General features: G+C 43.8%; 22 protein-coding genes. 8 read left to right on the top strand and 14 right to left on the bottom strand.

The annotated features are described in order from the left end of the window. Positions 1-157 precede the first annotated feature (157 nt). The 9 genes from msrB to K0A89_04515 form a co-directional block, all read right to left on the bottom strand. A complete protein-coding gene (gene msrB, locus K0A89_04555; GenBank protein MBW6517758.1) occupies positions 158-541 on the bottom strand; it encodes a peptide-methionine (R)-S-oxide reductase MsrB in 384 nt (127 codons plus the stop codon). Between the two features lie 64 nt (positions 542-605). Then, positions 606-944: a PIN domain-containing protein gene (locus tag K0A89_04550; protein MBW6517757.1), complete on the bottom strand. Its 339-nt coding sequence runs from the start codon at positions 942-944 to the stop codon at positions 606-608. Positions 945-979: 35 nt separating this feature from the next. After that, entirely contained in the window at positions 980-1180 is a 201-nt protein-coding gene (locus K0A89_04545) for a hypothetical protein (GenBank protein MBW6517756.1), read from the bottom strand. A gap of 109 nt (positions 1181-1289) precedes the next feature. After that, on the bottom strand, positions 1290-1628 hold the full coding sequence (locus tag K0A89_04540) for a hypothetical protein (protein ID MBW6517755.1): 339 nt from the start codon (positions 1626-1628) through the stop codon (positions 1290-1292). Further along, on the bottom strand, positions 1618-2412 hold the full coding sequence (locus tag K0A89_04535) for a succinate dehydrogenase/fumarate reductase iron-sulfur subunit (protein MBW6517754.1): 795 nt from the start codon (positions 2410-2412) through the stop codon (positions 1618-1620). Before K0A89_04535 ends, K0A89_04540 begins: the two co-directional genes overlap by 11 nt. Beyond that, the gene (locus K0A89_04530; GenBank protein MBW6517753.1) at positions 2412-4088 is read right to left on the bottom strand and encodes an FAD-dependent oxidoreductase; all 1677 of its coding nucleotides are present in this window, start codon (positions 4086-4088) and stop codon (positions 2412-2414) included. Before K0A89_04530 ends, K0A89_04535 begins: the two co-directional genes overlap by 1 nt. After that, a complete protein-coding gene (locus tag K0A89_04525) occupies positions 4085-5473 on the bottom strand; it encodes an aspartate ammonia-lyase (GenBank protein MBW6517752.1) in 1389 nt (462 codons plus the stop codon). The genes K0A89_04530 and K0A89_04525 overlap by 4 nt, the downstream gene beginning before the upstream one ends. Before the next feature lie 8 nt (positions 5474-5481). Then, positions 5482-6771: an aminotransferase class III-fold pyridoxal phosphate-dependent enzyme gene (locus K0A89_04520; protein MBW6517751.1), complete on the bottom strand. Its 1290-nt coding sequence runs from the start codon at positions 6769-6771 to the stop codon at positions 5482-5484. Positions 6772-6784: 13 nt separating this feature from the next. After that, positions 6785-8257, bottom strand: coding sequence for an aldehyde dehydrogenase family protein (locus tag K0A89_04515; GenBank protein MBW6517750.1), 1473 nt, complete (start codon positions 8255-8257; stop codon positions 6785-6787). Positions 8258-8502: 245 nt separating this feature from the next. Here K0A89_04515 and K0A89_04510 point away from each other — a divergent pair, with 245 nt between their 5' ends. From K0A89_04510 to K0A89_04485, 6 genes are all read left to right on the top strand, one after another. Further along, complete coding sequence (locus tag K0A89_04510; GenBank protein MBW6517749.1) at positions 8503-8997, top strand: NYN domain-containing protein; 495 nt, start codon at positions 8503-8505, stop codon at positions 8995-8997. A 390-nt stretch (positions 8998-9387) separates the two neighbouring features. Then, positions 9388-10857, top strand: a complete 1470-nt coding sequence (locus K0A89_04505) for a putative Ig domain-containing protein (protein MBW6517748.1) — start codon at positions 9388-9390, stop codon at positions 10855-10857. 300 nt (positions 10858-11157) lie between these two features. Further along, entirely contained in the window at positions 11158-11724 is a 567-nt protein-coding gene (locus K0A89_04500; protein ID MBW6517747.1) for a TATA-box-binding protein, read from the top strand. Between the two features lie 35 nt (positions 11725-11759). Continuing rightward, on the top strand, positions 11760-12578 hold the full coding sequence (locus K0A89_04495) for a TatD family hydrolase (GenBank protein ID MBW6517746.1): 819 nt from the start codon (positions 11760-11762) through the stop codon (positions 12576-12578). 83 nt (positions 12579-12661) lie between these two features. Continuing rightward, a complete protein-coding gene (locus tag K0A89_04490; GenBank protein ID MBW6517745.1) occupies positions 12662-14293 on the top strand; it encodes a TCP-1/cpn60 chaperonin family protein in 1632 nt (543 codons plus the stop codon). Between the two features lie 245 nt (positions 14294-14538). After that, positions 14539-15807 carry a hypothetical protein gene (locus K0A89_04485; GenBank protein MBW6517744.1) on the top strand — a complete coding sequence of 423 codons (1269 nt, stop codon included), beginning with the start codon at positions 14539-14541 and terminating at the stop codon, positions 15805-15807. Positions 15808-15921: 114 nt separating this feature from the next. On the opposite strand, the gene K0A89_04480 is transcribed toward K0A89_04485, so the two are convergent. The 4 genes from K0A89_04480 to K0A89_04465 all read right to left on the bottom strand — a co-directional run bounded on the left by K0A89_04480 (position 15922) and on the right by K0A89_04465 (position 18860). Continuing rightward, a complete protein-coding gene (locus tag K0A89_04480) occupies positions 15922-16809 on the bottom strand; it encodes a hypothetical protein (protein ID MBW6517743.1) in 888 nt (295 codons plus the stop codon). A 1-nt stretch (position 16810) separates the two neighbouring features. Continuing rightward, positions 16811-17335 (bottom strand): signal peptidase I, encoded by a 525-nt coding sequence (locus K0A89_04475; GenBank protein ID MBW6517742.1) that lies wholly within the window; start codon positions 17333-17335, stop codon positions 16811-16813. Between the two features lie 265 nt (positions 17336-17600). Next, on the bottom strand, positions 17601-18209 hold the full coding sequence (locus tag K0A89_04470; GenBank protein MBW6517741.1) for a hypothetical protein: 609 nt from the start codon (positions 18207-18209) through the stop codon (positions 17601-17603). Positions 18210-18434: 225 nt separating this feature from the next. Continuing rightward, on the bottom strand, positions 18435-18860 hold the full coding sequence (locus tag K0A89_04465; GenBank protein MBW6517740.1) for a hypothetical protein: 426 nt from the start codon (positions 18858-18860) through the stop codon (positions 18435-18437). Between the two features lie 286 nt (positions 18861-19146). Between K0A89_04465 and K0A89_04460 the strand changes: the two genes are divergently transcribed. Together K0A89_04460 and K0A89_04455 are read left to right on the top strand one after the other, a co-directional pair. Then, positions 19147-19833, top strand: a complete 687-nt coding sequence (locus K0A89_04460; protein ID MBW6517739.1) for a hypothetical protein — start codon at positions 19147-19149, stop codon at positions 19831-19833. Next, positions 19818-20633, top strand: coding sequence for a hypothetical protein (locus tag K0A89_04455; GenBank protein ID MBW6517738.1), 816 nt, complete (start codon positions 19818-19820; stop codon positions 20631-20633). Before K0A89_04460 ends, K0A89_04455 begins: the two co-directional genes overlap by 16 nt. An 86-nt stretch (positions 20634-20719) precedes the next feature. Here the strand turns inward: K0A89_04455 and K0A89_04450 are convergent, their stop codons facing one another. Then, positions 20720-22963, bottom strand: a complete 2244-nt coding sequence (locus K0A89_04450) for an oligosaccharyl transferase, archaeosortase A system-associated (GenBank protein MBW6517737.1) — start codon at positions 22961-22963, stop codon at positions 20720-20722. Positions 22964-22965 lie beyond the last annotated feature (2 nt).

Here is a 22965-nt window from a genome sequence, read left to right as displayed (position 1 = left end):
TACAATAAAAAGATGTGGTTATTTTGGCCTGGCTATTGTATCATTTTTATGGCAAGGACAGACTATGATTATTGGTATCAAGACATTGAGAAAATTAAAACAATTAAGAAAACCGTCCGCAATTTCGGTAAATAAATACTATTCAGGTTGGATTATCCTATTTCCCATCCTCAAACTCCAGGGCCAGCGAATTAATGCAATACCGCTCCCCGGTCGGCTGCGGCCCGTCATCGAACACATGCCCCAGGTGCCCGCCACACCTGCTGCACACCACCTCTATCCTGTGCATCCCCAGACTGTTATCGGGCTTCAGTTCAACCTTATCATTTGATATGGGAGTCCAGAAACTCGGCCAGCCGCTACCTGAATCATACTTCTCGTCAGAGTGGAACAGCTCCTGGCCGCAGGCTGCGCATACATAGACACCTTCTTTATCGTGCTTGTTGAACGTGCCTGTGAATGGCGGCTCGGTTCCCTTTTCTATCAATACGTGAAACTTTTCAGGAGCAAGTTCATTTTTCCATTCTTCCTTTGATTTCATAATCTTTGGTTTCAATTCTTAACCCCCCTAAAATAAATTGAAAATAATCTACCAGAAAAATAGATTACAGCATTACAGTTTCCTTGAAATCCCTGAAGTGTGAATCTCCTGTTAGTACTTTCAATTCCTTACTACGTGCCGAAGCAAGTATAAAGGCATCGTCAAGACCAAAATCTGAATATTTCCTCTTATTCTCAGCATGGACTTTGGCTGCCTCGATAGCAATAATATCACCTATAGGAATTAAAGCACACCTGTCAATTATGAAATCTGTTCTCACTTTTGCATTCCCATCAGTCCTGAGAGATTTGGAGTATATTTCAGCGATTACAATAGGAGAGGTATATAATTGCACATTGTCATCTACCAACTCTTTTACAACCTCACCTTGTTTTGTCCCCATGAAATACTCCATCCAGGCAAAAGAATCCAGTAGCATTATGACCTATCCTCATGATCCCTGAGATCAGACAAATCGGTTTTTTCCATTGTCCCGAACAGGCTCTTCTTTTCTTTGAACAGTGTTTTCATCAATATGTCGTTGATTTTTTCAGATAAGTTCTTTGGTCCGGCTTCCTTTTTCAGTGTCTGGTAAACATCTTCTCTTAACTTTATTGTGGTTCGCACATATTCGGTCATTTGTATCACCATCTGTGTTTACATAAACATATACAATAACATCAACATAATGTTTGCGCTAAACCATAATCATTGAATAAAAATCGCTTTAATATTTAGATACCCCCGCTCAAAACAGCCTCGATCTGATACTTACCGAATATAACAGCAATACCCCTAATACCATAAGCACCCAGAATAACCAGCGCTGTAACCGCATTCCTCCCACCAGGTCGATGGTCACGGAACGGATTCCATTGAACCCGTGATACACTACCAGTACCACTATTATCAGGAAGAAATCCGTAGAAAGGATGTATGTCAACAATCCATCCAGGGGTGTCTTGAACTCGAACCTGAAATGCATGCCCCACATGTGTGCCATAAAATATACTACCAGCAGTACACCAGTGATACGCTGCAAAACCCAGGACCACATGCCTGCTCCCGTATAATTATTAATCTTCACTCTTCTTCCCTCTGTTGAATACATTTTTTATCTTATTCTTAGGAATCTGTCTGCGCTGTGCTAATATACCCTGTGTAGGCGTAACCTTTTTGGGGCACACAGCAGTGCACTTGAACACCCCATCACAGCCCCACACACCAGACTGGTTATCCACAGCTTCAAGCCTGGCACGTTTATCCTTTTCCGGCTCCCTCGGATCCAGGTAGAACCGCCATGCCTTTGCAAGGGCAGCAGGTCCCAGGTACGTCTCATCCCTTCCAGCTGCCGGACATGCCCCGTGGCAGATGGCACACAGGATACAATTGGTATAGACCTCTATCTTCTGCTCCACTGCCGGGCTCATCAGGTTGCCTCCCTCTGGTACATCCTCACCAGCCGATATCCATGGTTTGATAGAGTCCAGCAGTTCATAGAAATGATCCATATCCACCACCAGGTCCCGGATGACTTTCATGTTAGGCAGGGGCTCGATAAGTATCTCAGCCTTTGCCACTCTTACAACCGGTCTGGCCAGAGCCCCCCATTTCACTGCATCCACCGTCATCTCGCTCCGCGCATCACTGACCTGGGTACGACAGGCCAGCCTGGGTACCTTGTTAATAAGCATAGCACAGCTTCCGCACACGGCTCCGCGACAGGAATACCGGAAACACAATCCCCCGTCCAGCCGCTCCTGCACAGAGAACAGGGCCTCCAGTACACTCATACCCGGAGTCTCTTCTACATCGAATGTTTCATGCCAGACCCTATCACCGTCCTGCCGCCTGACCTTCAGCCTGACCATCAGTATTCCCTCCTCTTAGGCTGGAACTGGGTTATGGTCACATCTTTATACTCAAGCCTGGGACCCTCGGGGGTCTGGTATGCAAGCGTATGCTTGAGCCAGTGTTCATCATCACGCTCCAGGAAATCCGTCCTGTAGTGGGCGCCCCTGCTCTCTTCCCTGGCCAACGCCCCTTCTGCAATAACCTGCCCAAGCTCAAGCATTCCTTTTAATTCAATAGCATTGAGCAATTCAAAATTGAAAGATGTTGCATTGCTTTTCACGCGCACATTTCGCCCTCTTTCCCTGAGTTCTTTAATCATATCAACAGCCCTCTGCAATCCGTCCCTGTGCCTGAACACCCCAACATCCTGCTGCATCACAGATCTCAGCTCATCCCTGACAACAGCAAAATTCCCTCCTCCTTCCCCCATCAGGTCAGAAATGGCCTGTTTTTCACGGACCAGGGACTCAAGGTATGCATCAACTGCCGACATAGTGATCCCTTTCACAAAACCTGCAGCATGTTCGCCGGCCCTTTTTCCGAACACTATGGTGTCAAGCAAGGAATTGCCGCCCAGCCGGTTGGCTCCATGAACACTGACACAAGCACATTCTCCGGCAGCATACAAACCTTCCAGAGGCGTTGCACCGTTAACATCGCACGGAACGCCACCCATGGAATAATGCTGCCCGGGCTGGACCGGGATGGGCTCCTTAACAGGGTCGATACCCGCAAAATCAATGGAAATCTGCCTGATGCCGCCCAATCTTTCTTCGATCTTCTTCTCGCCCAGATGGGTAATATCCAGATGGACGTACCCACCCTCAAATCCCCTGCCCTCATCGATCTCAATCTGGATGGACCTGGCCACAATGTCGCGCGGTGCGAGTTCCATCATATCATGGGCATAAGTGCTCATGAACCGCTCGTGCAGTCTATTATAGAGATATCCACCTTCACCTCGGGCACCTTCAGTCATGAGTATATTACTCCCCATAAGCGTGGTTGGATGAAACTGTACGAATTCCATATCCTGGAGCGGGACACCGGCATGGTAGGCCAGGCTTATGCCATACCCCCGGTTGATGATGGCATTGGTGGAACGCTGGTATATCCTGCCGTATCCGCCAGTGGCAAGGACCGTGGCCTTTGCTCCAAACGCCTCCAGTTTTGAATCAGGGGTGTGCATAGCGATAAATCCGGTACACCTTCCCTCATCGACCACCAGTCTGGTGACCAGCCATTCCCGGTATATCCTGATACCTGCCCTCAACACCTGTTCATACAGGGTATGCAGCAGGTTGTGCCCGGTCCTGTCCCCTGCATAGCATGTCCGGGGAAATCCTGCGCCGCCAAAAGGACGCTGTGCGATATGACCATCAGGGGTGCGGGAGAACAGGGTGCCCCAGTGTTCCATCTCAAGAACCCGGCCGGGTGCATCCCTGCACATGACCTCAACAGCATCCTGGTCGGCCAGGTAATCACTCCCCTTGACCGTATCCAGAGTATGTGCTTCCCAGCTGTCATCCTGGCCAAGCGCGGCATTGATACCACCCTGGGCGGCCACCGAATGACTGCGTATGGGATGTACCTTGGATATCACAGCAACATCCGCACCCCGTAGATGAGCTTCAAGAGCAGCCCGGAGACCTGCAAGACCGCCACCAATCACAAGTATATCATGTTTTATCATTTCTTTACCGCCGCCATCCTGAGTGGGTCCAACATTGTATCAGCTTCTTCTTCTATCAATAATCCCGAATCAAGCACGACTTCCCGTATCGTTCTATTATCCCGGTAAGCCTGGTAAGCGACATCTGCCGCTTTTTCGTATCCCAATTTCGGGGCAAGTGATGTGATCAGTGCAAGGCTTTTGCTGGCAAGTGATTCACAATGCTCAACATTGGCTGTGATACCCGACAGGCACTGCCTGTTAAATGATTCAACAGCCCCGGACAGTATCTCAATTGAACCCAGGAGATTGTGTGCCATTAAAGGAGTGAAAACATTCAGTTCAAGCTGGCCCGCCTGTGCTGCCATCATAATGGCAGTGTCATTTCCTACCACTTGGAAACATACCATGTTCACCATTTCTGCCATAACCGGATTGACCTTGCCTGGCATAATGGACGACCCTGGCTGGACAGCAGGAAGATTAATTTCACCAATACCGGTCCTGGGTCCGCTGCACAGCAATCGCAGGTCATTGGCTATCTTGATAAGGCTAACTGCAATGTTGCGAAGTGCCGACGATGTAGCGAGTATAGCACTGGCACCCTGGGTTGCTTCAAATGGATTGTGTACCAGCCTGAATGTAAAGCCAGTAATCCGGTTCACCTCAGCTACTGCTCTATCCCCAAAACCTTCAGGTGCGTTCAATCCAGTCCCAACAGCAGTGCCACCCATATTCAATTCTGTCAGGCCATCCATTGAGGTGAATATGCACTTCATCCCCAGTTCCACCATCCGGGCATACCCGCCAAATTCCTGACCAAGAGTTACCGGGACTGCATCCTGCAGGTGTGTCCGGCCCGGTTTGACGACATCCCGAAACTCGACCGACCTGGCTGTAAGTCCCTCATGCAATAAGGAAAGTACCGGCAGCAACCTGTTGCTGAGCGCCTCCATTGATGCGATGTGAATCGCAGTATGGACAGTATCGTTGGATGACTGGGACATATTTACGTGGTCATTGGGATGGATACTATCATATCGGCCCCTGGGTTCGCCCATTATCTCCAATGCACGGTTTGCGATAACCTCGTTGGCGTTCATGTTCTGTGAGGTCCCGGCCCCGGACTGGAACGCATCCACCACGAACTGGTCATCGAACCTGCCTTCCCTGACTTCCGATGCAGCCTGGATGATGACCTCACCGATAGCAGGGTCCAGTTTACTGGCATCCATATTGGCTTTTGCAGATGCCTGCTTTATCGCTGCCTGGGCTCTGATAAAAACGGGCGGCAGTTTCAGGCCGCTTACCCTGAAATTCCGGGCGGCCCGCACGGTCTGTGGTCCGTAATACGCCTCATCAGGTATTTCCACCTGGCCCATAGTATCTCTCTCTATCCGTACCATATGAACACCTATGATACAGCCCTCTTCAGTGCTGTTTCGAACCTGTCCAGACCCACGTCAGCTTCCTCCCTGGTCATGACCAGCGGCGGTGAGAAACGGATGACAGAATCACCGCATGAAAGCAGGATGATGCCTTCTTTGTATCCTTCAAGAATGATACGGTCCCTGGTACCAGGGTCAATGGACCCATCTGGCTTTATCATCTCGACACCTATCATCAGCCCCAGACCTCGCACATCCCCTATGCCGGGATATTCGGTCTGCATCTCCCCAAGCCGTTGCATGATATGCCTGCCCAGTTCCTTTGCATGGTTGCCCAGTCCTTCTTTTTCCATATATTCCAGTGTCGCCAGTGACGCTGCCGATGCCAGCAGGTTGCCGCCGAAGGTGTTTGAATGGGTACCTGGCGGCCAGTCCATGATGTGGCTGCCTGACAACATGGCCCCCATGGGAAGACCGCCGCCAAGCGCCTTTGCCATGCACACGATATCAGCCCTTACCCCGAAGTTCTCCAGGGCCATGAACGTCCCGGTACGGTAGCAGCCCGCCTGTACTTCATCGGCCACCATCAGCACATTATGGTCGTCACATATGCGCCTGATCTCTTTGAGGAACTCGGACGGCGGTACGATAAAACCCCCCTCGCCCTGTATGGGTTCCACAACAATAGCTGCAGTGTCATTGGGGCTCAATTCCCGATTGAAAATAACATCCTCGATATATGCGGCACACTGGATACCGCAGCCAGGGTACTCATTATTGAACTGGCAGCGATAGCAGTATGCATAATGGGAATGTACTGTCCGTATCGCAGGGAAATATGCCTTCTGCCTGACCTTAGAGCAGGTGAGGGATAACGAACCCAGTGTCCTGCCATGAAAACCCCCATAGAATCCTACCAGAGCCTGCCTGTGGGTCTTCCACATGGCCAGTTTAATAGCAGCCTCAATAGACTCGGTCCCGCTGTTGCAGAAGAACACACGGTCATAGTGCGTCAATTGTTTGAGTTTTTCAGCCAGTTTCACAGGCGGCTCGGCAAAGAAGTCAGGGAACCCGCAGTGTGATATTTTTGCCAGTTGCGAAGTTATGGCCTCTGATACTGCAGGATTGGAATAGCCCGCATTCATCACTGCAATGCTTGCCACGAAATCAATGTACTCCTTTCCTTCCACATCGGTGATGGTGACTCCTTTTGCCCGGTCTATCACCAGCGGATACGGACGTGCCAGGCATGAGGACATGACATCACAGTCACGTTCAATGATGTTCTTTGCTATGGGTCCGGGTGGTTCTATCATGTATTGCCTCGTTCTAATCTATCTGTGCCTTTTGCAGCTTTCCACTGTAATCGAAATACACGGCCTTGACCTCGGTAAATTCTTTAATCGCATCTGTTCCCGCCTCCCTGAAACCGTTACCGGTTCCCTTCACACCACCAAAAGGCAGGTGTACTTCGGCACCGATAGTGGATGCATTGATGTAGGTAATTCCTGCGTCTATCTTTTCAATGGCACGGAATGCGCTGGTCATATCTCTGGTATATATTGATGATGACAGGCCGTACGCGGTATTGTTGGCAGCTTCAATGGCCTCATCGAGTCCGGATACGGATATCAGGGCCACTACGGGGCCGAATATCTCCTCCCTGGCAATGCGCATATCCTGGCCCACATCCGTGAAGATGGTAGGCTCGAAGAAGTAGCCAGGTAACCCGGGTTCGGCCACTTTGCCGCCCATTAGCAATACGGCCCCCTCATCCTGACCTATGCGTGCATAGTGCTCTATCTTATCCAGTTGTGACTGGTTGATGACCGGGCCGATGTCGGTTTCAGGAAGCAGACCGTCGCCCAGTTTAAGTGCCCTGGTCCGGGCCAGCAGTTTGTCTGTGAATGCAGCCTTAACCTTCTCATGTACGATGACCCGACTGGCTGCGGTACAGCGCTGGCCTGTGGTACCGAACGCACCCCAGATAACGCCATCCACTGCAAGGTCCAGGTCTGCGTCGTCCATGACTATGATGGGGTTCTTACCGCCCAGTTCCACAGATACCCGTTTCATCTCCTTGCCGCACTCGCTCACGATCCATTTCCCGGTTTCCAGGCTGCCGGTAAAGGATATGGCCCTGATATCAGGATGATGGACGATGGCACTTCCCACGGTACTTCCGGGCCCGAACACCAGGTTGATGACCCCGGGTGGAAGTCCTGCTTCCATGAGCACTTCCACCATTCGGATGGTCAATAGCGGGGTGTCACTTGCCGGTTTCATGACGATAGTATTTCCGGCCACCAGTGCGGGCATCACTTTCCAGGCCGGGATGGCCATGGGGAAATTCCAGGGTGTTATCATCCCGATGACGCCGATGGGGCGCAGTATGGTCATGCAGAACTTGTTCTTCAATTCAGAAGTGGTGGTCTCACCGAACATGCGGCGGCCTTCACCGGCAGCATACAGGGTGATGTCTATAGCTTCCTGGATATCGCCCTTTGCTTCTGATATGACCTTCCCCATTTCCCGGGTGAGGAGTCTTGCCAGTTCCTCTTTTCGCTCTTCCAGGATGCGGGCTGCTTTGAAGAGTATATATGCCCGTTTAGGGGGCGGTGTCTCGCTCCAGGTCGTAAAAGCTTCCTGTGCTGATGTGACAGCACGTGATACGTCGTCGCTGGATGCAACCTGAAATGATGCAAGTTTGTCCAGCGTTGCGGGATTGATGTCATCGAAAGTATCATTTGTTGATGAGCCAACCCATTCTCCATTTATCAGTAATTTATACTCCTGCACAATGATTCCCCGATAGTAACATTGAAAATTAAGGGTAATAAGTGTTTGCTGTTTATCATGTTTCGATGTTACAGGATAGTGCTGAAATAGTTCCTATGTTTCAATACCTGAAAATGAAACCTGTATTTCAGGACATTTCCCAAATCATAGCACCATGACACAAAAGTATAAACGAGTCATAAAAAACATAAATGGTATTACCAAAAGTATAAATGAGTCATGGAAACATAAATTGCACTGGCAATAGTATGAATGACATAAAAAACAATTTTCAACAAAGAACAGCCATACTGATAGATGGCCAGAACATATACTTATCAGCAAAAACCAGGGGTGCGAAACCGGACTATAGTGCGCTCATAGATTCAATGAACTCCAGGTTGATCACCAGGGCTATACTATACAATGTCTCGCCTGAAGGAATTGACCAGTCAAAGTTTGTTCATACCATGGAAAAACTGGGTTTTGAAGTAAAGTCCAAAAAACCGCGCAAACTTCCTGACGGTTCCATCAAGGCAGATTGGGATATGCAAATTGCCATTGATGCCCTTGCACTTGCCGACAAAGTGGATATAATGGTTATATTAACAGGTGATAGTGACTTTGTACCTCTGGTTTATGCACTTCAATCAAAAGGGGTTAAGGTTGAGATAATCTCATTCATTGAGAATACTGGAAACGAGTTGATCCTGGCTGCTAACAAACATGTGGAAGTAACCAGTAATATGTTAATATACGAATGAGAGGTTGAACTTATTAACAATATCAATCACGTATACCATGAACACAAAGAGTACGAATGTTCCCAATATTACTTCTAGCCGTGAAAGTAAAAATTATGGTCATGTTTAGAGGTAATAATTATTGATGGATCTAAACAGTGTCGAAAAATATGCCATGTTGATTTTTGATATCCTGTGACATTTAACTAAATAAGGATGCTCCTTTTTTTGAATAAATATTTCACGTAATCATTGAATATTCGATATAATCACACTTCAGAGATTATGTGAACATATCATGCTGAATTGATTACATATCCCATATATGCGTGGCCATACACTGTATTGCTTATGAACCACCTTAGCGTTCAAACAAAACGAAATTTGCACAGAATACGAATAATTGGCTTTATGATTGTATTTGGCTTATTCCTTATAGGAATAAGCACCCCTGGTACAGCTTCCGGAACATCAGATAGTATTATTTCGGTTGTTCCTTCATCCAGCCAGATAATCCCTGGTCAGACTTTTACACTGACAATACCCATAACCCCGGCAGTCCCTATGAACGGTGCTCAATTAAATTTACTCTATGATAGTTCGCTGGCACGTGTGAACTCTGTTACAGAAGGTAATTTCTTAGATCAGGACGGTGCAAACACCCTGTTCAACAGCGGCACTATCAACAATTCCACAGGAACAGTAACGAATGTTTATGGTTCAATCCTTGGCAATACGAATGTGTCGTTACCGGGTGTATTTGCATCGGTCACCATGACCGCGGGCAGCACTACAGGCTATCTTAACCTAAACCTCACCAAAGTGATAATCAGCGACTTTAATTCAACTGCTGCACCATATACTATCACGAATGCATCAGTTCTTGTTGACACTGCTCCGGTGCTGGGTTTAATAGGCGCAAAATCTATTGACGAAGAAAATGCCATAGCATTTACTATCAGCGCGTCTGATGTGGATGGCGATAGCCTTGTATATGCTGCATCCAGTATTCCCGCAGGCGCCAGTTTCAACACTGCTTCCGGAGCTTTCTCCTGGACTCCTGCAGATGGTCAGGCAGGTACTTATGTGGTTACCTTTACTGTTACTGATGGCTTCCTTAGCGATTCTGAAGTGGTGACGATTTCTGTAAATGCAGTTAATCACGCGCCAGTGATGGGTTCCATCGGTGCGAGATCAATTGATGAAGAGGTTGTGCTTACTTTTACTATCAGCGCTTCTGATGAGGATGGAGACCGCCTGGTATATTCTGCTACTAATCTGCCAGATGGTGCCAGCATTGACGCTGTCACAGGAGCTTTCTCCTGGACTCCTGGTGATGGGCAGGCAGGCACCTATGTGGTTACCTTTGAAGTAAGTGATGGCGTCTTTGGCGACTCGCAAGCCGTTACTATCACTGTATATGAAGTGAACCATCCCCCGGTCATTACTGTCTTCGAACCAGCAGATGCATCGGTCTTTGATGAGTTGAGTACGGTCAATATAAACGTTACCGCAAACGATGTGGATGGCCATGTATTGACCTATGTCATAAAGATCGATGGGGTCACCTGCAGCACAAATCCAAACTATACCTGGGAAACCGGCTACTCAAGTTCAGGCATCCATATCATTGATATTACGGTTAGTGATGGGACTAACCAGGTTACCCATCTGCACACCATTACTATAAATGATGTGCATCCCCGCTGGGATGTGAATGAGGACCGTATCGTAAATATTCTGGATGTAACCATAATTGGCCAAAAATATGGTGCATCAATAGAAAAACCGTATCCACGCTGGGATGTGAACCAGGATGGAACAATAAATGTCCAGGACCTGACAATAACCGCATTCTATTTCGGTGATACGGTAGGGTAAAATAAAGACCTTTTATGATTTTCCGGACGTTTAGGGAAAATTGCAGAGTGCGCAAAGAGACTCAGAGAAAAATAATAACCCTCTGCGAACCTGAACGCCCTGTGCGTATACTATTTTGGGATTTCATCGTAAAGGTCATATTTTTTTAGTCTTTGCTTATACTGCTTTACAAGGGTGGTATGCATTCCGCCTTTTGCTACAAAAACAGATTCTAATAACGATAATTTCTCCTCGGGCAATTTACATTACTACTTAAACTATATAAAGGTTTAAATTCCCTATATGAAGGTAGTGATTATCATGGCTAATACTGATGACCCAAAAGAGACTATTAAGATAGAAAATGTTGTAGCTTCCACCGCTATTGGTACCACACTAGACCTGCCCAAAATAACCATGAAACTTGAAGGTGCAGATTATAATAAAGAACGTTTTCCCGGGGTGGTTTACAGAACCAAGGACCCAAAGACTGCGGCCCTGATATTCGGGAGCGGAAAGATCGTATGTACCGGTGCAAAGAGTATTGAAGATGTCCATAACGGCCTGAAAAAGGTATTCAATGAACTGACAAATATGGGAGTCGAGGTAATGGACAATCCAGAGATAACGGTGCAAAATATTGTTGCCTCCGCTGACCTGGGTACAGTTCTTAACCTCAACGCTATTGCCATAGGACTGGGACTTGAGAACATCGAATATGAACCTGAACAGTTTCCAGGATTGGTTTACCGGTTAGCAGTCCCTAAGGTGGTCATGCTCCTGTTCGGTTCAGGCAAACTTGTGGTAACCGGCGGAAAAAAACCAGAAGATGCACACGCTGCTGTTGATAAAATCGTAGAGGAACTGGATAGCCTGGGATTGATGTGAATTCAGGTCACACATTTCCAATTACTGACCATCACATGCACCTTGACCACCGTTGTCAGGGTACAGAGGCCGCCAAAGCTTTCAAGCGCGCAGGCGGCACCCATATTTTTTTAGTTTCAAAACCTTCATGGACCATAGGTGTAACCATAAACAAGCCAGATGATTACAGACTGGTGTTCGATGAAACCATCGAAATGGCAGAAGCTGTTAAAAGGATCGGTGTGACAGCTTTTCCTGTGCTTGGCGTACATCCTGCTGCCATTACCAAGATGTATGGAAGGGTTGGTCTGGACAGGACTATTGAGTTGATGCGGTCTGGTCTTGAGATTGCCGCCGGATATGTAGAAGATGGGCTTGCCGTGGGTATGAAATCGGGTCGTCCCCATTATGAGGTTGAACCTGCTTTGTGGGATGCTTCAAATATGATACTGGTCTACGCTATGGAACTGGCACGGGACGCAGGATGTCCTGTGCAATTGCATACCGAAACCGCAACTCCTGAGGGCGTACATGAGCTGGCGTGCATGGCACGAAAAGCCGGACTTTCCCCTGAAAAAGTGGTGAAGCATTTCTCACCGCCCATGATACCTGAATTTGCAAAGTGCGGTATATGGCCGGGCGTACTTGCCGGTAAAGGGATGATAGAGGAGGCACTGGTCCAGGGGGACAGGTTCATGATGGAAACGGATTATATTGACGACCCACAGCGTCCCGGTGCAGTGCTGGGTGCCAGGACCATACCCCGAAAGACGCTTGCGTTGGTGGATGAGTGGGAAGATGAGGTTTTCTGGAAAATCCACAAGGAGAATCCGGAAAAGGTATACAATGTTGAGATTGAACGTACCACAACGTAAATATAGAACTTCAAACATACGAAATGCGAAATCCGTTACTTAGTTAATTACAATCAAATATTATTTATAATGGAGATTATCACATGGCAGCACAGTTAGGCGGTCAGCCAATAATGGTCCTCAGACAGGGGACACAAAGGACTACAGGTAGAGATGCCCAGAGGGGTAATATCATGGCAGCAAAAGTGGTTGCATCGGCAGTACGTTCCACCCTGGGACCAAAGGGTATGGATAAGATGCTGGTGAATTCTGCAGGCCAGGTTACCATTACCAACGACGGCGCAACTATCCTGGATGAAATGGATATCAAGCATCCTGCAGCCAAAATGGTTGTAGAGGTCGCAAAAACCCAGGATGACGAAGTGGGCGACGGCACCACCACAGCTGCTGTACTGACCGGAGAACTGCTGGAAAAGGCAGAAGAACTGCTGGATATGAACGTGCACAGCACGACTATTACAAAAGGATACCGGATGGCTGCTATTGAGGCACACCGCATTCTGGAAGGCATATCAATCCAGGTGACCGAAGACGATGTGGATACCCTGGTTAAGATAGCCGAGACGGCGCTTACGGGCAAAGGTGCGGAATCTGCGACGGATATCATTGCACCACTTGTGGTCAGGGCCGTGCGCGCTATTACTGAAACTGATGCAAACGGAAAAAAGACCGTAGATATTAAGGATGTTATGATGGAGCGCAGGGTGGAGGGCAGTGTGGACGATACTGAACTGGTAGAAGGACTTATCATTGACAGGACCCGTACCCACCAGAGCATGCCCACCAGGGTCGATAATGCCAGAATTGCAATACTTGCCACGCCCATTGATGTACGGTCAATGGAATTCAAGAATGAGATATCCCTGACAGGTACAACACAGCGCCGGGCTTTTATTGAGCAGGAAGAGCGGATGGTGAAGGACGTGGTGGATAAAGTGATCAACAGCGGGGCTAATGCAGTGTTCTGCCAGAAAGCTGTTGACGATATGGCGCGCCACTACCTGGCCAAGGCCGGTATATTTGTTATTCACAGGGTAAAGAAGAAGGACCTGAAACTGCTTGCCCAATCCACGAACGGTAAGATTGTTACCAATCTTGACGAAATTACTCCGGACGACCTGGGTAATGCCGGGCTGGTCGAAGAAAAAATGGTGGGTAACGGCGAGATGATATTTGTACGTGATTGTCCCAATACAAAGGTTGTATCTATTATCCTGCGAGGCGGCACCGAACAGGTGGTGGATAATCTTGCACGGGCCATGAACGATGCCCTGCGCGTGGTAGGTGTGGTCATTGAGGACGGGCGGGTCGTAGCCGGCGGTGGGTCACCTGAAGTGGAACTGTCATTACGGCTAAAGGAATATGCAGCTACATTGAAGGGCAGGGAACAACTGGCAGTGATAAGGTTTGCCGAGGCAGTAGAAATAATTCCCAAGACCCTTGCCGAGAACAGTGGTCTTGATTCTATTGATAAACTTGTGGAACTTAAAAGCAGGCATGAGGCAGGGGAAAAGAATGCCGGGCTGAATGTCTTTAAGAACAGGGTAGAAGATATGAAGGTCTCTGGTGTGGTAGAGCCTTTGAGAGTGAAGCTCCAGGCAATTGATTCGGCATCCGAGGCAGCCAACATGATACTCCGCATTGATGATATGATAGCTTCCAGCGGTAGTAAAGGGCCGAAACAGGCTCCCGGAATGAAGGACTACCAGGTTTAGATAAGGATGATAGACCTGGTAAAGGGTTTATCATCGGCATTTTTTTTTGTAATGAGATAATGTTACCACGTATCTCAAATTAATCGGAATACATATATAATTATGTAATCTATACGATTATATAATTTAATATATAAACAGGTACAATAGACTGCATAAATTGGTATGATGATAATCATATAAATGATGTTTTCAAAACAATATCTATTTATGCGTTCATAATTTATTAATGCCAATTACCAGATATGAGTATAAAATCAGCAATTATTGGAATATTGTTCATACTGATACTATTAGCACCATTAGTTGATGCTACGGACTACACCGAAACATTATATTTCACGCTTTCTGACGGAAAAACACTCCGCGATAATACTGTGTTTGTACCGGGCAGTACTATTAATGTATACTCGCACAGGAACCTTCTCTATAATTATAATCGTATCGTTGCTTATGATTACCTATTAGTAATAAAGGACCCGAACGATAATCCTGTGCATATCCAGATACAAAAGGACAGGTCAAGGACGTATGGTAAAGAAACGTCAGCTTTTTTTTCAAAGAAGATACCTCCCGAGTGGATAGATGGAGAATATACTATCAAGATATACCAGATGGATAGAACGAACTATACATATACTACGAAAAAGTTTATTACACCCATCGATCCAAGGATGAGTGATAAAGAGGTCAATCATCTGGAAAAATTCTTTTCAACCTATGATGAAGACACTTTGATCGATGAAGGTTTGTTGATCCCCCGCAGTCATGCTGAAGTAGTTGAAAAAGAACTCAAGATCATCATTGACAGCTCGGCAAAGCCGTATTTTGTCAAAGAGATCATTGTGCCCGAGCATGTACCACCTGAATCAGATGTGAATGTGAAAGTCTTAATTGCGAATGAAAATCCCAACATTGTTAAGGATAGTATTCCACTGGTATTGAATGGAAAAAAACTGGGCGATGTCAGTTTCGATTTGCAGCCCAACAAGATAAATGAAGTATATTTCACCGTTATTTCATCTATACCGGGTATTAATAACCTGGAATTAGGCTCAAAGAACGTGAGTTATGAAGTTGAAATAATTCCTGTAAAACCTACGGAATTCATTTATAATGAACTTCAGGCAGATAGGATAAAATATTATAAAGGCGAAAACGTAACGATTTCTGTCGGAGTGTTCAATACAGGTGAGAATGGTACCAGACCAGTGGTCTTATTGCTTAATGATGAAGTAAAGGCCACCAGGAATGTTACATTAGCCTATGGAGAATCTGAAGTCGTTCGTTTTAATGTATCGATGGAAACTCCGGGAATATTCCAGGCAAAAATCCAGGGCAAGGAATTTAAGAAAGTAATTGTTGTTCAGGATGCAGAATCCCCAGTTAATCCTGGTGATGCAATAAATGAAACTGATAGTGATAATGGTTTTTCAATTCCATCGATTTCAGGATTTTTCGTCATTTTTGCATTGGTGATGATATCAAGACAACTTAATAAAAAAAGAAAATAACAATCAATTGTTACTATTTTTTAATTGTAAATACAGTATAACTTTCTAAACTCAAGGTAATCCGACCGTAGGAGGGATTTTCTTGTCTTTCAATTACCTTGAATTCACTATCAATCATGTTATAATGACATCTGAACCAGGTTCAAGATACACTTTAAAATTTGTTATGGTATTGTTTGCCGGTAAATAGGGAGCAGATGTCATATGACATCCAAGACAAATATTTCCTTTAACGTTCATAGGATAATTGTTAATTGAATTGATAATACTTCCATTATGGGTAGAATGGCAACTAATACATGTGGATGAATTTGATACATGCTGGACGAGTTGTACCTGGTCATAGTTATCATGGCAAAGGGCACAGGTCGATGAAGCCGAGTGGAACGTGGTGTTTACAGGATAATGACCACCTGTACCTATCGCAGTGGTGATATCAGTATGGCATTTTGTGCAACCCACATCAGCTCCACTTAGTATGGTGTGTGTTCCATTATTGCTGTTAAAATTGATATTATTGTTCACTGTAGCTCCTTCCAGTAAATTCTGGACCGTCCAGGTACCGCTATCATTCATTACTTCGTATTCTATGAATTCAGGCCTTGAAAAAATAAAACTTTTATTGATATCACTATGACACATAAGACAGGCTTCATTTGTGGATAACATGGAATTATCAAGGATCGCAGCTTGATAAAAATTCTTATGAGAATCATTTTTTGAAATGAATTGGTCCCCGACATTTAAGTGACAATCAATACATGCATTATTGACGGTAGAATGCCCTTGAACGGATGAATTGGAAATTGAAATATAATAATGACATTGGATACAATCAAATGTTGCCATAAGAGTAGTCCCCTGTTTGACATCCAGTTCTATGCTGTTGTGACAGGCCATACAACTTTTTGATTCAAAAGTGTGCTGACCTGTAAAGTAAGAAATGGTGTTGGGGGTGGCAATGAATGCTATGGCAATGAGAAGTAATATCAGTTTTTTCAATTCAACCGCCTTTGAATAGATCTAACACTGAATATAACAGTACTATGATAAATATTACTACTCCATATGAGCGTATCATACTAAAGAATTTTTTGGCAATGGCATATTCATCTCCGTATTCTGTATCAATGGTTGATTTTCTTTCGAATTCATCCCCGACAATGAAATAATTACCTGCATCAGGGATGACAATGGGTTTTTCAAATATCAAAACGGCTTGGGCAAGTACATCTTCATTCTGGATAGTCCAACTGTCAGGAAGGTTCCTGGCATCTCCTTTCGTTGTTATACCGAACGGAGTGATGTCATAGACCCTGTGAGTCACGGGATACAGTACATCCGGAGAATTGAACATTATGATATCTCCTACTTCTACCTCACCTACAGAGGTCATAAAAATAAGGTCACCTTTATCAACTGTACCGGTCATGCTCCCGGTCATTACTGCACCGAACAATAGTGTATGGGAGAGAAAGACATATGCCAGGATTATACAAATTGCAATGAACCCAAAATTACCAATCAAGGTAAATGTCGTATCAGGGGTATGACAATTTGAACGTATCTGTTCAATACGTTTTTTTGTTGAATTCTTTTTGTACCGGTCCTGGATGAAAATTAAAGGAAGGAGATACAGTTTACCATTATGATGTTGATTGTAAAAAAAGCCGAATAGAATAATCAGAAAAATCGAGGAAAGTATAATATAAATAATCATAAAAAAAAGGTATCGGTTAAGGTTCAAAAAACCTTAACCAATTGTTGTTAGAGTTAGGTAACAATTCAAAACTCTAATATGTTGCGTTTACTTTGTTCCCTGGATTGGCGTTCTGTGAGAAATGTCCAGTAGCCTGGTCATAGGTCATATTGCCATCTGTTGATACCCAAACAATAGTTACGGCGGTATGGGTATGACATGCAATACAAGCTTCATTGGCACCATTTCTCAGTGTTGTGTCCTCGTTTGCAAGAGCGGCAGCATAGAAATCGTAGTGAGCTGCGGTGGGATCAGTGATGTCATGGTTACCATATTGTCCAGCCTGTTTAGCATAAGATGTTTGATTGCTGTCATGGCAATCCATACATTCAACAGCTGTTGATGCGTGACCCTCCTTGGCAGCAGGGTTCTGATAGACAGTACTTGTACTGTTACCATTCATCAGTACAGTGACATGGCAGTCCGTACAAACCATGTTGGTTGCGTGAGGACCAACTACACCACCATCGGCACCTCTATTTGCGTAATAGAATTCATCAGCAATTGCAGTATGACATTTACCACAATCCACATCAGAACCAGATACGAATACGTGCTGCCCATCAAAGTATGCCAATGTGGCAGGCAGGGCAAACATTCCAACAGCTATTACAGCTGCTAATACGAGTCCAATCTTATTCATAATAATTCTCCTATTCCGTTTGGGATGAATCCCAATTAATGGCTAATTGTTTGTTTCAAAGCATATATATGTATCGTTTTTTTCTGAAAGCTATATAATTATATAAATTCCGATATGTATATAACAGTAAATCAAATTACACTTGATAGATGCTTGATACTTATTAAAAGTGCGAAATCTGCAATGTAAAATAATTATATATAATATTCTAAAAATATTGTTGTTCTATTCCCAATAATAATCAATTTTATCTTTCAGTATTACATTCCCTTCCTCATCATAGAGATAAGAGATCACCATAACATAATCATTCGATACAGGATAATATCCTTCCCGAAATCCCATTTGAATTTCATATTCCCCAGGACCATTATATTGAGTAATACCCCAATCGCTATAATAAACTCCATTTATAGCTGCATGCGAGGTTAATAAAGGATATTCCTGTAATTCTGATCTGGGTCGTTTTAAATAGGTGGTTTTAGATTGTTCGACCGATCTATCGATAATTATAGTTTCATTATCAACTTCGATAATTTCAAATTTCGCTTTAATTACCGGCACTTTTTCTGAAAAGTCAAATAAATTTGCACCAAAGATCAATATTATTATAACAGCTAGTCCCGCAATTATGATATATCTGGTTTTCACACATTAGAATTATTAAATCACATTGATAAATATATCGATTCACGTTGTTTTGAAAAAAACACTCCTTTGCGATACCAGGTACTTGAAACCCAGGATTTGTTCCGGATATCTGGTAGAATCATATAACATTAGACTCATATGGTACGTATTGCATGAAACTCAATAAAATACATTTCACAAACCTGTATAATGAAAAGGTTAATAGTCCTCAAATAATTTATATCATCAATTCATGTATATATGGATATAATTATATTTAATCTATGCAATTATAGTAAGAGGCATCATGAAGAAACCGGGTTCCACATTAATTGTTCTAATAATATTCATTTCACTATTTGTGGTACAGGAAGTATCTTCTTCATCAGCAGTCACTGATGAAAAAAACGCCCCTGAATATACCTTCCCCTATGAAAGACCCGGGTGGTCAGGTGACCTACGTCATAGTGGAGCAAAATGTTTTCAATGCCATTTTTCGCTCATAGAGATCGAGAGGGCTTATGGAATCAATTGTAAATGTCATTATCTGGAAAACAATCAATGGGATATGGAAATTGATATCAAGAAAGTACAGCAGATACACGGGAATAGTCCGTGTATCCGATGCCATGTCGGAATAGTTGACCAATTAGGGGATAATGATATCCACATACTTCATAGTAATAAAAAATGTGAAGTCTGCCATGTGGAAAAAGAGCGATTGATAAGGCCGAATACTACTGATTGCAGTATTTGCCATCCATATGGTCCACATGGGTCGCATGAGAACCTGAGCAGTTTATGTGTTCTTTGTCATGGTGAATACGGGCTGAGTTATTCAAATAAACCTGACAGTGAGATTGTAAAACTGTTGGAAACATCACCTGAGATTTCACCTGCTCCAATAAAAGAGGCAGGGGGTATCCCTACAATTGCTGATGTGATTACGTTAATATTCAAGACCTTCATCGAGGTAAAATGGCCAACCATTTAACGACTTTAGAAAAAATCGGCCTCTACAGTACGATAATAGCGGCAGTTTTTTTAATAATATGGTCATTTTTTTCTGTTATTTCAGGCTTTATCTCCAATATTATCCTTGATGTGATAGTTGGAACACTGTTTTTATTTATCGGAGGTTTCACTCTCATTTATGCAGTTAAAATTTACCGAAAGGTTCTTTATTTGGATGAACTTTTAGATTCATCGTTCGAAAATGGTATTTATAGACGTTTGGGCCCACTGGTCAATGTTCTAGCTGAGACGCAGGTGGAAGTCAAGGATTTTTCTATAGATTTGAAAATGCTCTTAAATAAAGTTGAAAATATAGAATCTGAAATGGAACACGTTCAAGGGAAAAGCCATTCGCCATCAAATGCCGGTATTTCAGATAATTTCGTCGTACGAAATATCTTGCTTGTGTTAATTACTTTATCCCTTTTTATCTATTTTATTGAAGTCACACGGCTTATTACTGTAGTTCCTTATGTTATACCTATTATCTTTTTTGGATGGTGGTTCTTCCTTACCAACCAATTTAAGATCTTTCACTTTGAAGACGCATGGGTCATTGGTTTCGCTCCGATAATTATAGTTCCGATCACCTCAATATTTCTTAATTCGATATTCGATATCACGGAATTGTTAGGTATTTTATTTCTGCTTTTAGGCCTTTATATCATAGGATATTATATTTGGTGTTCATACAAAGTCAACGGCCAACTTCCGTTTAACATTCACCATGAACTCAGAGAAGCTTTTATTGAATTGAATAAAAAAGAAAAAAATCGATAACTGATATTTGTTCTTGATTCCTTATTGGATTGAGGGATTACAGGAAAAAAACATAATATTATTCAAATGGGAAAGATTACATTTCATCAAACAACATTTCTGCCATGAATTATATCATCTTCCTTCACTGATACTTCGTCTATCAGAATATTTTTAGAATTAATAACCTTATACGGTTCTACTTTATTCCTTACAAATGCTGACTCAGTCGTAGAATATGCCACCGAAATAGTATACCACCCAGTTTCATTAGCTTCCACTGAATTAAAATAGGTAAAAACCCTATTTTGATTCGTCGTAATATTGGTGAATGCCAGCACCACTTCATGTGGTGAAGCCTGCCCGATGATATTCGCACCTTTTACATACTCAAATATTTTAACATTTTTAAGGAATATCTGTGGACTTTTAGATTCATACAATAAACGATAATAACCCAGTCCTGAACCATCACCAATGTGCAATCTATACATTGTAGTAGTTTTCAACATATCGCTGCGTACAGAATACTCAGCAGGATTTTCACCTGCAGCCAGTGCAATATTTTCGTTTTTCCCGTACACCATTTCGCCTGTCGTAATGATATACCTGACATTCCTGGCATCCAGTATCGCTCTTGCCCTGGATACATCAGATTCAATGAAAAAGCGCCCTGCATCTTCCATACCTGCCTGGAAATTATTTGCCACTACAGGACGTTCTGAAAGATACAGGATCCAATTACCATACGACCACCAGTTCATCACGCCATATTCTGGCATCATATTGGGATTGTCATAGTATGAAGTTTCGGGTGTATTTTTTTTCAACCATTCCATAGAATCTACCCAATCCTGCGGAGGAAGTTGCGGATTTGCCACTATTTGATACCCTGAATACACAGTAGGTATGATGGCAACCGAGAGCAGTATAGCAATGCCGGTGAGTTTCAATACATTTGAATATTTGAATGAATTGATCACGTTGATACTGAAGATAATGAAATATCCTGCCAATATCACAACAATAATAGAAAGTTGGTTGACGAAACGTATCTGTGACAATGAAAGGATCAAGATAACAAGAGTCCAGGATGCAAAGAAAAGCAATTCAGGTGGATGCTCTTCCTTGAACATTTTCTGTACGAACAGGAGTAAAGCCGGAATGGCAAAGAATATACTTGAACCAAAGAAAGCGAATAATGTATTGAGTGTTTGTTGCGGTCCCTGAATTAAAGGCTGGGCTTCGGCAATTGTTGATAATACGTCTCCATACCCAAGTAAATAACTAATTCCATATTTCAGTGAACCAAATGTTGATTGCGAGAAAAGGTGAAGTGCAAAAAAGATGATAACCATTGAAATTGCTACAATGAACGGGAAACTCCACCAACCATATCCTTTTGATGAAACAAATCCTGCGAGGAAAGATAATGCAAATACTGACAGGATAATGAGCAGAACGAATAAGACCTGGAACCAGGAGATGTGTATCGGACTCATCTCCAATCCCGGTCGAACAGACCTTATTACTCCAAAGATTGTTAACACAAGGGTAACACATAAAGCCGGGATGAAAATGTTATTAAGACCTGGCAAAGGCCTGTTTTTTTTCAAGTCAACTGTGTATTGTAATGCCACATAAAGTGAAATAATGCCAATGAATATCGGAGCACCTATCCAGGTAAATAAGGCTACTGCCAGGAAGAAGCCGGCACATATCGCATAAATAAATTGGAGTGAAAGGGATTTGCCTTGACCGATTTTCGGAATACGCGATAATGAAAGACGTTTATGACGAGGACTTTTAAGAGCAGCGATAACAAATGCGTATGATGTAATTAATAAAAATACTTCTGCAATATGGTGGTCTGTTGACCCCAGCATTGAATAATTAATGTTTGTCGGGAGAATTGCAAGGATAAACGCGCTTGCTAATGCAACGTTGCGGTCAAAGATCATTGATACGGCAAAATAGAGTGGTATGAATACGATAATCCCTAAAATGACAGGGAAAATTGCCGCTGTCGTCTGGACGATGAACGGGTCCGGAGAGCCATGGCCGTTCAGTAGTGCGATGAATGCAATGACCTGGTCGAACAGGGGAGGCCACCCGATCTCCAGCCCATACGGATAATTGAGATATGAATCGAACGTGATAGTATCAGGAAAATGATTAGCAGTAAAAAAAATCCTTCTCATATGGTAATAGGGGTCCCATCCAATTATGGCAACAGTACCATTGATAAAGATTTTTGAAAAAGGTATTATTCGTATGAATATTGCTATAATGGATATAATGCTTAACATGAATGTAGTATCATTTTTCAATGAGTCTATTCGCTTATCCATCG

This window comes from ANME-2 cluster archaeon (genome assembly GCA_019429385.1).
Classification (GTDB): Archaea; Halobacteriota; Methanosarcinia; order Methanosarcinales; family Methanocomedenaceae; genus Methanocomedens_B.
This window is presented reverse-complemented; position numbering and strand designations above follow the sequence as displayed.